At 35.3% G+C, this 11,510-nt stretch carries 11 protein-coding genes; 4 read left to right on the top strand and 7 right to left on the bottom strand.

Annotation, left to right across the window (positions count from 1 at the left end):
* Positions 1-186 precede the first annotated feature (186 nt).
* The 4 genes from PEPCATONIAE_RS07605 to PEPCATONIAE_RS07590 all read left to right on the top strand — a co-directional run bounded on the left by PEPCATONIAE_RS07605 (position 187) and on the right by PEPCATONIAE_RS07590 (position 2,972).
* Entirely contained in the window at positions 187-804 is a 618-nt protein-coding gene (locus PEPCATONIAE_RS07605) for a class I SAM-dependent methyltransferase (RefSeq protein WP_138160544.1), read from the top strand.
* A gap of 20 nt (positions 805-824) precedes the next feature.
* Complete coding sequence (locus PEPCATONIAE_RS07600; protein ID WP_138160543.1) at positions 825-1,451, top strand: L-2-amino-thiazoline-4-carboxylic acid hydrolase; 627 nt, start codon at positions 825-827, stop codon at positions 1,449-1,451.
* 77 nt (positions 1,452-1,528) lie between these two features.
* Positions 1,529-2,467, top strand: a complete 939-nt coding sequence (locus tag PEPCATONIAE_RS07595) for an alpha/beta hydrolase (protein ID WP_138160542.1) — start codon at positions 1,529-1,531, stop codon at positions 2,465-2,467.
* Between the two features lie 13 nt (positions 2,468-2,480).
* On the top strand, positions 2,481-2,972 hold the full coding sequence (locus tag PEPCATONIAE_RS07590) for a methyltransferase family protein (RefSeq protein ID WP_138160541.1): 492 nt from the start codon (positions 2,481-2,483) through the stop codon (positions 2,970-2,972).
* 501 nt (positions 2,973-3,473) lie between these two features.
* Here PEPCATONIAE_RS07590 and PEPCATONIAE_RS07585 read toward each other — a convergent pair.
* The 7 genes from PEPCATONIAE_RS07585 to pyk form a co-directional block, all read right to left on the bottom strand.
* Positions 3,474-4,418: a D-2-hydroxyacid dehydrogenase gene (locus PEPCATONIAE_RS07585; RefSeq protein ID WP_138160540.1), complete on the bottom strand. Its 945-nt coding sequence runs from the start codon at positions 4,416-4,418 to the stop codon at positions 3,474-3,476.
* A gap of 245 nt (positions 4,419-4,663) precedes the next feature.
* Positions 4,664-5,608 (bottom strand): ribose ABC transporter substrate-binding protein RbsB, encoded by a 945-nt coding sequence (gene rbsB, locus PEPCATONIAE_RS07580; protein WP_138160539.1) that lies wholly within the window; start codon positions 5,606-5,608, stop codon positions 4,664-4,666.
* A 47-nt stretch (positions 5,609-5,655) separates the two neighbouring features.
* Positions 5,656-6,054 carry a D-ribose pyranase gene (gene rbsD / locus PEPCATONIAE_RS07575; RefSeq protein ID WP_138160538.1) on the bottom strand — a complete coding sequence of 133 codons (399 nt, stop codon included), beginning with the start codon at positions 6,052-6,054 and terminating at the stop codon, positions 5,656-5,658.
* A 9-nt stretch (positions 6,055-6,063) separates the two neighbouring features.
* A complete protein-coding gene (rbsC, locus tag PEPCATONIAE_RS07570; protein ID WP_138160537.1) occupies positions 6,064-7,008 on the bottom strand; it encodes a ribose ABC transporter permease in 945 nt (314 codons plus the stop codon).
* Positions 6,992-8,512, bottom strand: coding sequence for a sugar ABC transporter ATP-binding protein (locus PEPCATONIAE_RS07565; protein ID WP_138160536.1), 1,521 nt, complete (start codon positions 8,510-8,512; stop codon positions 6,992-6,994). Before PEPCATONIAE_RS07565 ends, rbsC begins: the two co-directional genes overlap by 17 nt.
* A gap of 1 nt (position 8,513) precedes the next feature.
* Complete coding sequence (rbsK, locus tag PEPCATONIAE_RS07560; RefSeq protein ID WP_138160535.1) at positions 8,514-9,425, bottom strand: ribokinase; 912 nt, start codon at positions 9,423-9,425, stop codon at positions 8,514-8,516.
* Positions 9,426-9,755: 330 nt separating this feature from the next.
* A complete protein-coding gene (gene pyk, locus PEPCATONIAE_RS07555; protein ID WP_138160534.1) occupies positions 9,756-11,504 on the bottom strand; it encodes a pyruvate kinase in 1,749 nt (582 codons plus the stop codon).
* Between the last annotated feature and the right edge of the window lie 6 nt (positions 11,505-11,510).

The following is an 11,510-nucleotide window of genomic DNA, read 5'->3' as shown; positions in this document are numbered from 1 at the left end:
TAGAGGAAGTTATGACTGCAATAATGGCTATTTACAGAGTAATGAAATGTGGTAATGATTCAAGTTAATCTGCCTATGATGATATAGGGCTTATAATTAAAAATTCCCTTTTTAGTAAAACATTAAATCTTAACTAAGAAAACATGATATAATATAAATGATAATTAGTATCAATGGGAGGAGTATATGTTTAAGCGTTTTTTTGAAAATTTTAGAAATCCAAAAGACAATTTTGGCGGTAGATTCATGTTAAAGAGTATGAATAAAGGCCATGAAAAACTAGCCAAGTGGGGAAGGTCTTACATAAATATTGATAAAGAATATATTGTCTTAGATTTGGGCTGCGGTGGTGGTCGGAACATAGAATATTTTTTAACTAAAGCCAATAAAGTTTATGGCATTGATCACTCGGAGGCAAGTGTAAAAATGGCAAGTGAGATAAACAAGGAAGCAATTGAGTCCGGAAGATGCGAAATCTCAGTGGGAGATGTTAAGAGCCTTCCTTTTAAAGATGAATCCATGGATATTGTCACAGCTTTTGAAACTATTTATTTTTGGGATGACATAGAGGAATGCTTTAAAGAAATTTATCGCGTGTTAAAAAAAGGCGGACAATTTTTAATATGCAATGAAGCATCATCTAAGAAAAGAAGAGATGTAAAAAAAATAGTGGATATGATAGGTATGGAAGTATACACACCTGAGGACTTGACAAAAATGCTTACAGAATTAGGTTTTTGCTGTGACTATAATTTGGACAGAAAAAAACAACTGGTTTTCATTGCTAAAAAATATATAAGATAAGGAAAGGCAAGGGATAAAATATGAAATATCACAGTTTTTATTTCAATTTATTTAAGCATCCTATGAAAAAAGTTTTGCTGGAAAATTATGGACATGACTATGCTAGAGAAATAATCAAAAAAAGCAAAATAATTTATCGAAAACTAATAGAAGAAGCAGACGATATCGGCAATGATAATCCCATGGCATACAATGAGATGTTCGCCCTTGCCTTTGTTGCTCCATATTTAGCAAGTGAGAAAAAAATTCCTCCTGAAATAGTGCAAGAAATGATGCGTCGCTCTCTTTATTTTGTCAGCTGGTATTTTTCCTTGATTAATCTCAATACTAAAAGGGGAAAAGAGGCCAATAAGAAAAATATTCTTAAGTATTACAAGTGGTATACAGAGGAAAAAGAAAAGCTCTATCCCACATCCTTTAAGATTGATTTTGTGGGAGAACCCTATGAGGGTGCTTGTTATTACAGAATTACTCGTTGCCCGATTTGTGCTTACACAAAGAAGCTGGGTGTAGCTGAATTAATGCCGCTATTTTGTGAACTTGATGAGCTTATGATAAGTCTTCAACATGGAGTACTTCACAGAAAAGGTACCATAGCAAATGGAGCAGATTATTGTGATTATTTTATTACAGGCGATAGAGAATGAAAAAAGTTATAAGAATAGGGTTTAGGAGTTAATTTAAGAAATTGAAATTGATAAGTTATTTAATGGAGTAAAACAAAATGAGTTTAATTTATAAAATTGCATCAGGAATAGTAAGACTTTTAAATGTTAAAAAAATGTTTTTAAAGAATAAAGAAGAGATGCTAGAGTATGCAAAGAAAGAAAATGCCAAGGCGGTATTTGATTTAGATAAGGCGAAGAAAAGAGCCAATAGAAAAAATTACTATCTCATTGTAAGAGACGTAATGGGTTACAGGCTCCTTTCATATCAAAAAAATAAGAGCCATGCAGAGGGAGCGGTGCTATATTTCTTCGGCGGAGGAATGATTACAGGACCTGATAGGTTAGACTTTTCCCTATCAGAAAGAATAATGGAAAAAACTGGAAAAGACGTATGGCTTTTATTTTATCCTCTTTGTTCAGAAGATGTAAAGGTGGATAAGACCTATGAAGTTTGTTTTGAAACCTATAGGCTAATGACCGAAACTTATAAGGCAGAAAAGATAAGTGTCCTTGGATTTTCATCAGGAGCCTGTTTATCTCTTGGAATTTTTTTACATAATAATGCATTAGGCAGACCTTTACCAATGGCTGGGAAAATAATTTCAGTATCTCCTGGCGGACTTCCAGATATAAATCTTGATGAAAATAAAGAAGTATGGGAAAAATTAAATGCCCTTAACCATAAAGACATAATGATAGAACCTACCTATTTTAAAACTGCAAGAGAAATCTTAAAGAAAGATGAAGACTTACCTGAATATATGTTAGATGGAACAAATGGAGATTTTTCAGACTTTCCAAAAACTTACTTTTATTATGGGGGAAATGAATGTCTTTATGCCTTTGCGGAAGAATTTAAAAAAACAATGGAAAAGTACCATGTTCCATATGAAATTATTGTTGGCAAGGGAATGTGCCACTGTTATCCATTGATGAGATTTTTTAGAGAAGGAAGAAAGGCACAAGATGAAATTATTGAATTGTTAAAAAAATAGTTAAGGACATAAAATGAAATCTAAAGAATTTAGAATGCCTGTTTTTGGAATTGGTCCGTTATATGTAATTACTTGTTTAATTCTTACAATAGTAGCGTTATGCCTTCATTTTAAAGGATACCTATATAAAGGAGAACTAAGTAAAGGGAAAATATTCTTTATAATAACGGGGATATTATTAATACTTTTAGGCATATATTTATGGGTACAAGCAGTTATAGTTCAGAAAATAAACAAGAAAGTTAAAGAGAATAAACTTATTACAACAGGAGCCTACAGCATTGTGAGAAATCCTGTTTATTCAGCATTTATATTTTTATTTACAGGTATTTTATTACTTACAGCAAACTATATTTTATTAATATTACCATTTATTTACTGGGCTTTCTTAACAATATTAATGAAAAACACAGAAGAAAAATGGTTAAAAAATGAATTTGGAAAAGAGTATGCAATATATTTAAATGAAGTAAATAGAATAATACCATGGATTAGAAAAAAATAACTAATTTTAAGTTAGCATCTACAGATGTATTTCCACATACGAGGCTTTTAAAAAATTATGCCTTTTATCCATACTGACCAATCAAGTCATCTCGACTAAGCCAACCTAGTCTATTTAATCTCGTCATCTCGACTAAGTGAATGAACTTTTTAAGCCTGTCATCTCGACTAAAGGAGCGGAGCGACTGCAGAAAGAGATCTCACATTAAAAAAAGAGATTTCTCCGCTCGCTTCGCTCGGTCGAAATGACTGCTTATGTGATACTAACCTCCGTCCAAATGACTGGGTATTAAAAAGTCCTGTCATCTCGACTAAGTGAACATAGTCTATTTAATCCCGTCATCTCGACTAAAGGAGCGAAGCAACTGCAGAAAGAGATCTCACATTAAAAAAAGAGATTTCTCCGCTCGCTTCGCTCAAGTCGAAATGACTGCTGGTGTGATAATAAGCTTGTCGAAATGACTAAGGAGAAATCTCTTTTTAATTTTTATATTATTTTTTCTTATAGGCTAAAAACTTTTTTAACGTTTTCTATCACAACTCTACCTATATCATCTTGAGCATCTTGTGTTGATCCACCAATGTGAGGAGTAACATAAACTCTGTCAAGTTCAAATAGAGGTGAAGAAATAGGTACGTCTTGAGTATCAAGTCCGCCTGTTCCTAATTCGTCTGCAAGGGTATCAAGGTTTGCTCCGCCAAGTTTTCCATTTTTAATGTACTTATAAAGAGCTTCTTCGTTGATAACGCCGCCACGAGCTGCATTAATTAAAACTGCTCCATCTCTCATTGATTCCATTTCTTTATCTGAAATCATATCCTTAGTGTCAGGAGTTAGTGGTAGATGTAGAGTAATAACGTCTGAATTCTTTATTACTTCTTCAAAGCTTGTTAACTTCACATAATCAAATGGGTTCTTTGCAGGGTCAAAGTAGGGGTCGTAAGAAATAACGTCCATGTGGAATACATGAGCTATTTCAGCAACACGTCTTCCAATTGCACCATATCCCAAAATACCCATAGTCTTATTTCTAAGTTCTCTACCTATCCATCTATACTTGTTCCAAATTCCTTTTTCCTTAATTTCATATTGTGCTTGGTAGGAGTTTCTGTAAAGGTCAAGGGCTTTACAAAATACAAGCTCTGCAACTGCGTTTGCATTTTGTCCAGGTGAGTTGTGAACTTCAATTCCCTTTTCTTTTGCATAGTCAAGGTCAATATGGTTTGTTCCTGTTGAACCTACAGCAATCATTTTTAGATTCTTAGCTGCATCAAGTACTTTTTTATCAATAAATGGGTCAACTCTCATAACCAATAGGTCATAGGGTTCAATAATTTCAGCTAGTTTTTCAGATGTAGGAAGCATTTCCTTGTCTACTTCAAATCCAAGTTCCTTAAGTTCCTTTTCAATAATGTCGGAAACATAATCTACTATTAAAGCTTTCATTAATATCTCTCCTTGTAAATTTTATATAATTTATAATTTTCCATGGATTATTGTATCTCAAGCAAGATAGGTTTTCAATATGAATTTATTATTTCACAAAGTAATTTACTGTGGCAAAATTCATACTTAAACTTAAATAAGTATATCACATTTAATAAGTTTGTACCTTAATAATCCGTGCTTTTCTTCTTCTAAAATAGGTTTCTAATTTAAAAGGCAGGTTGATAGTCAGCCTGCCTAAAAATTTATTTCTTTTCAACTAGTTGTAAGTCTACAGGGATACTTGATTCAACAGTTTCTCCATTAATAACTGAAATTGCTGCTTCTATTGCCTTTTCTCCCATAAGTCCCGGTTGTTGAGCTATTGTTGCTGCAAGTTCTCCCGCTTCTACTGATGCTACTGCATCATCTGTAGCGTCAAAGCCTACTACAATCATATCTCTACCGCTGGCTTTAATAGCTTCAAGAGCACCTAATGCCATTTCGTCGTTGTGAGCAAATACAGCGTCTATTTCAGCTTGTGATTGAAGAATGTTTTCCATTACTTCAAGACCCTTTACTCTATCATAGTCTGCTGTTTGTTTTGCAACTACTTCTATGTCGCTACCTTCTATAGCTTCGTTAAATCCTTGGCCTCTTTCTATAGCTGAATTGGCTCCTGAAATACCTTCAAGTTCAACAACTTTACCTTTTCCGCCAAGCTTATCAATTATAAATTGTCCTGCCATTTTTCCGCCTGCAACGTTATCTGATGCAACTGATGTTACAACCTCTCCGCCGTTGGAAACTCTGTCTACTGTTATTACAGGAATACCTGCTTCGTTTGCAGCTTCAACACTTGGTACAATGGCATCTGAGTCTGTAGGGTTAACTATAATAAGGTCAACTCCTCTTGTAATTAAGTCTTCCATATTTGATGCAGCCTTAGCTGAATCGTCTTGTGAATCCAAAACTATAAGTTCAACTCCAAGTTCCTTAGCTTTCTTTTCAGCGCCTTCTTTAAGAGTTACAAAGAAAGGATTTGTTTGAGTTGAAATAACAAAACCTACTGTCTTACCTTCTGCTGATGCTTCTGTGGTTTCTTTTTCTCCTGTGTTTTCGCTAGGAGCATTTGCTTTTTTGTCGCCCCCGCAAGCTACAAGTGAAAGTCCTAAAACTACCACTAATAATGTTGCAATAATCTTCTTCATTTAATATATTCCTCCTTTTATTTCTCCCGACTTTGCCGGGTTAATAACTAAAACACAACTCCGGATTTTAAAATAATATTTGAATAGGGTGTAAACTCCCCTGTTCTAATTGCAGCTATACAGGATTTTGACATTTTTTTAAGATCCTCATGAGGAATTTCCTTTACCGGAACCTTTTCATCTATAAGACTTAAAATTTTTTTTCTATAATCCGGATTTAAGTCTTTAAGCTCCACATCTATAACTGCTTCTTCTATGTATAACTCTTCAAGAACTTTTTCAAGAACATCTAAAAATCCCGGTACACCTTCTTTTACGGCTAAATCTATAAATTTAACACCTTCAGGTACAGGCATACCTGCATCACCTATCATTATTAAATCGGTGTGTGCTGATTCAGCTATGATTTTTGATATTTCCCCTTGCAAAATTCCCTGTTTTTTCATAATTACCTCCTAGTTTGACTTCTTTCTGTCAAGTAATACTGCAATAATTATTACTATTGCTTTGGCAATCATTTGGTAGTAGGATTGAACGTTCATAAGGTTTAGAGCATTGTTTAAAATTCCTATTATCAAGGCACCTATAAGGGTACCTATTATTGAACCTTGGCCTCCTGAAAGAGTTGTTCCTCCAAGTACCACTGCTGCTATGGCATCCATTTCATAACCTTCTCCTGCTGTAGGTTGGGCTGATGAAAGTCTTGATATTACTATTAGTCCTACAAGGGCTGACATAAGTCCGCTTATGGCATAGGCGCTTATTTTTACCTTGTGGGTATTAATTCCTGAAAGCATGGAGGATTCTTCATTGCCTCCAACTGCATATATATATCTTCCGAATTTGGTAAAGTTAAGAAGCAAATAAGCTATTATAAAGACTATAATTGTAATAAGTATAGGAACGTGAATACCGAAAAGATTTCCCCTTCCTATAAATTTAAAAACCGGTGATACATTCTTGGCAGGTACTGCTATAGGCTTTCCATTTAGAAAAACAAGAGTCGCTCCTCTTAAAAGCTGCATCATGGCAAGAGTAGCTATAAAGGGTTGTATATTTCCCTTAGTTATAAAAAGTCCGTTAATTGTACCGGCTAAAAGTCCTATGCCTAAAGCTACAAATATAACCAGCCATATATTATAGCCGCTTGAAAGCATATAGGCTGCCACTGCACTTGAAAAGGCAAGTATAGATCCTACTGACAAATCTATTCCCGATGTAAGGATTACAAAGGTCATACCTATTGCTATTATTGCATTAATAGAGGTTTGTCTAAAGACGTTAAACAAGTTATTTACTGTTAAAAATCTGTCGCTTATAAAACTTATAGCTATTGAAAAAATTATAAGTCCTATTACAGGGCGGGCTTTATTTAATAAATCCTTATTTTTCAAATTCATTTTCTGTTTCCTCCACTTTCATAATATAGCTCATAATCTTTTCCTGGGTAACCTCTTCTCTTTTAATTATTGCCTTTTGTCTACCTTCGTTCATAACTATTACCCTGTCACTCATTCCTAAAATTTCCTGCATGTCTGAGGAAATAATGATAATTGCCTTGCCTTCTTCTTTTATAGTATTTAAAAGCTCGTAAATTTCTTTTTTGGCCCCTACATCTATTCCCCTTGTAGGCTCATCGAGAATAAGAATCTTGGGATCTGTTAAAAGGGATTTTGCAATGGCAACCTTTTGTTGATTGCCTCCACTTAAATTCTTTACCCTTTGCCTAACTGTAGGAGTTTTTATTCTGATTTTTTTTACATAGTCTTCACTTGCTTCTTTTTCAAGCTTTTTGTTTATAGCCAGAACTCTTTTAAATTTATCCAAGGCGGAAAGAGTGATGTTTTCCATAACATTCATTTGAATTACAAGGCTTTCTCCCTTTCTGTCCTCTGATACATAAACTATTCCCTTACTTAAAGCCTCTCTTGGAGATTTGACCCTTATTTCTTCGCCTTCAAGGTAAATTCTACCTGAATCCAAGGGATAATGCCCGAAAATAGTCTTGGCAAGTTCAGTACGACCTGCCCCTACTAAGCCTGATATACCTAAAATCTCTCCCCTGTTAACTCCAAAGGAAATATTTTTAATATATTTGTTATTTAAGCCCTCCACGCGAAAGACTTCTTCTCCCGGCACATCTATATGAGGAAATTGTTCATCAAGGCTTCTGCCTACCATCATGGTAATTATTTTATCCTCATCTACTTGACTGACTTCTTCCTCTCCTATAAGCTTTCCGTCACGAAATACCGTTACCCTGTCGCATATTTCAAAAACCTCTTCAAGCTTGTGGGAAATAAAAATTAGTCCCTTGCCCTGAGCCTTCAGCTCTCTAATTATATTAAAAAGCACATCCGACTCCTTAGTTGTAAGGGTGTCGGTAGGTTCATCTAAAATTATTATATCTGCATTTATAGACAAAGCCTTGGCAATTTCAACCATTTGTTGTTGAGCAATGGACAAAAGTCCGGCATCTATCTTAGGGTCTATATTAATATTAAGCCTTTTAATGACCTTTTCAGTTTCTTTAATCATTTGGGACTTTTTAAGCATTCCCATGGAGCCTGTAAGCTCCCTGCCTAAAAATACATTTTCATATACCGACATGTGGGGAAGCAAATTTAACTCCTGATGAATAATTGATATGCCTTTTTTAGTGGCGTCTAAGGGTGAGTCTACATTTATTTCCTCTCCCCTTAAAATGATTTTGCCTTCATCAGCCTTATAAGACCCTGAAAGAATTTTCATAAGGGTGCTTTTACCTGCTCCGTTCTCTCCCAAAAGAGCCATTACTTCACCGGCATAGACATTTAGGCTTACCTTGTCCAGAGCCTTGACTCCCGGAAAACTTTTACTGATGTTTTCCATTTTTAAAAGAGGTTCTTTTAATTTAGCTTCCATATCAGTCCTCCGGTTTAAAATTAAGCACTTCTTCCCTGCTAGGGATTGATGTTTGAGCTCCGAATCTTCCTATAGCTATAGCTGCGGTTTTTTGTCCGAAATCTATAGACTTATCTATGTCCCCGGATTCAACAAAGCTATTGCAAAATCCTCCTATAAAACTGTCCCCTGCAGCTGTAGTGTCAACTATATTCGCCTTATAGGCTGTGTAAAACTTTTCCTTTTCCTTATCCTTATAAAAGGCTCCATGTTCACCAAGGGTAACTATTATTCTTCCAAGTCCCCTGTCTAAAAGCAGACCTGCCGCAGCCCTTACTGACTCCTTAGAATCTATTGTTACCTTTGAAAGCCTTGCAAGTTCGTGCTCATTAGGTATAAGTATATCTATCTCTTTTAACATATCATCTTCTATGTCCATAGCCGGAGCCGGATTAAGAAGTCTGATAATATTCATGTCCCTTGTGACCTTTAAAATGTGTCTTATAGTTTCCTTGGGAATTTCATTTTGCATAACAACCATAGAAGCATCTTTAAAGGCATTTATGTGCCTGTTAATATAGGCCTCATCAACTAAGGCATTTGCCCCTGCAACAAAAACTATATTGTTGTTGCCTCTTGCATCTACATTTATAATTGAAACTCCTGTTGAAGTCTTTTCCTTTTCCACAAGGTCAACGTTAATTCCCGAGGCCTTCATTGATTCAAGGACACTTGTGCCGAAGTCGTCATTTCCAACCTTACCTAAAAAAACACAGCTTCCTCCAAGCTTTGCTATAGCAGCCGCTTGATTGGCTCCCTTGCCTCCAGGTATAGTAGTAAAATCTTTTCCGGGAACAGTTTCGCCGGGCTTTGGAATTTCCTCCGACCTTACAACCAGGTCCATGTTTATACTGCCTGCCACTATTATTTTCATTACACCCTCCTTGAAAAAATGGAGTTAAAACCAAACTGCATAATAAAAGCAATAGACTTTTATTACACACACATTATACATAGTATATACTTATAAGGGATTATTCTCATTAAAAATATACTTATCCTAATAAAATAAAATTGCCTTTTATCTCTATTTATTAAAAATTGTCCTCTTATTTTTAAGTTACACCTATATCCTATATTTTAGTTTACTTTTAATAAAAAATATAGCTATTTTAAAATTTTATTTACATTTATCCTATAAGATTATTTTCTCCATAAAAAAGAAGCCTATATTAAAGGCTCCTCTCTTTTATTATTTATAATCTTAAGACATACCCTTTTTTACCAAACCCTCTAGAGGATTAAGACTGACTATGTCCCCGGTTTTAATAAGTTTTCTTGCATTTTTTACTCCTACAACTGTAGGAAGATTAAGGGATAGGCCTGTAATGGCAGCATGGGAGGTATAGCCCTCCACTTCTGCAACTATAGCTGAAGCTTTTTTCACATACTCCATTATTTCCTTATCAGTGTTATTTAAAATTAAAATGTCTCCGGCTTTAAACTTGTAAATCAAATCATCAATGGAGTTTACCACAAGGGCTGATCCTGTTACATTACTAAGACCGAAACCAACACCTCTGCCTATAATTTCTGAAACTGTCTGAACCTTTATAAGGTTAGTGGAACCTGAAAGGCCTACAGGGACTCCTGCAGTTAAAACAAGTGTATCTCCCGGACCTATTAATCCCTCTTCAATACTTCTCTTTACGGAGTTCTCCAAAACATCATCGGTGTTTGTTAAGGGTTCTCCTGTAATTGCAACAGTTCCCCATTCAAGGTTAAGCTGTCTTCTTATTTTTTCATTAACCGTTACAGCTATAATATCAGCCTTAGGCATAAACTTTGCTATTGCTCTTGTTGTGCTTCCTGATGTAGTTGCAGTAATTATAGCCTTGGCATTTAAATCCCCCGCTATGGTACAGGCGCTTTTACCTATAGCATTGACTATAGTGTCTGAGTTTTGATCTATTTTTTTCTTTAAAAGCTCCTTAAAGTCAATGGATCTTTCCGTTACCTCTATTATTTTTCTCATTGTTTTTACTGCCAACAGAGGATACTTGCCACTTGCCGTCTCTCCTGAAAGCATAACGGCGGAGCTTCCATCTAAAACCGCATTTGCAACATCATTAGCTTCAGCCCTTGTAGGTCTTGGATTTCTCATCATGGAGTCAAGCATTTGAGTTGCAGTTATAACAGGTTTACCTGCCAAATTACATTTTTTTATCATAAGCTTTTGTGCCAGGGGAACTTCTTCTGTCATAATTTCAACTCCAAGGTCCCCTCTTGCTACCATAATACCGTCTGATACCTCAAGAATCTCATCAAGATTATCAAGGCCCTGTTTAGATTCAACCTTAGCTATAATTCTTATATCATAGTTGCCTCTGTCTTCAAGGATTTTTCTGATGTTAAGCACGTCCTGCCTGCTTCTTACAAAGGAAGCCGCTATAAAATCAATATCATTTTCTATACCGAACTCTATATCCTCAATGTCCTTTTCTGTGATAGCCGGAAGATTTACCTTGACTCCTGGCAAATTAAGGCCCTTTCTTGAAGAAATCATACCTCCGTTTTCAACTGTGCAGTAAATTTCGCTTCCTTCCACCTTGTTAACTATCATGCTTATAAGTCCGTCATCTATTAAAATTCTTGAACCTTCATTTAAATCTTCAGGTAAATTCTTATAGGAGACTGAGGATATACCCTCTTCCCCCTCAATTTCCCTTGTAGTAAGAATGTATTTATCTCCACTTTCCAGGTAAAACTCTTTCATATCCCTAAAGGTGCCAAGTCTTATTTCAGGCCCCTTAGTGTCCAGCATAAGGGCGACAGGCAAATTAAGCTTATCTCTTAATTTTTTTATCTTTTTTATTCTTTCAAGGTGCTCCTGTCTTGTTCCATGGGAAAAGTTAAGTCTGCAAACATCAACACCCTCCTTTAAAAGAAGCTCAAGCATTTCTTCACTGTCTGATGCAGGTCCTATAGTAGCTACTATTTTAGTCCTTTTCATAAATCC

Origin of the sequence: Peptoniphilus catoniae (assembly GCF_901447155.2) — a bacterium.
GTDB lineage: Bacteria > Bacillota > Clostridia > Tissierellales > Peptoniphilaceae > Peptoniphilus_E > Peptoniphilus_E catoniae.
The sequence above is the reverse complement of the archived record's forward strand: the minus strand, read 5'-3'. Positions and strand labels throughout refer to the sequence as shown.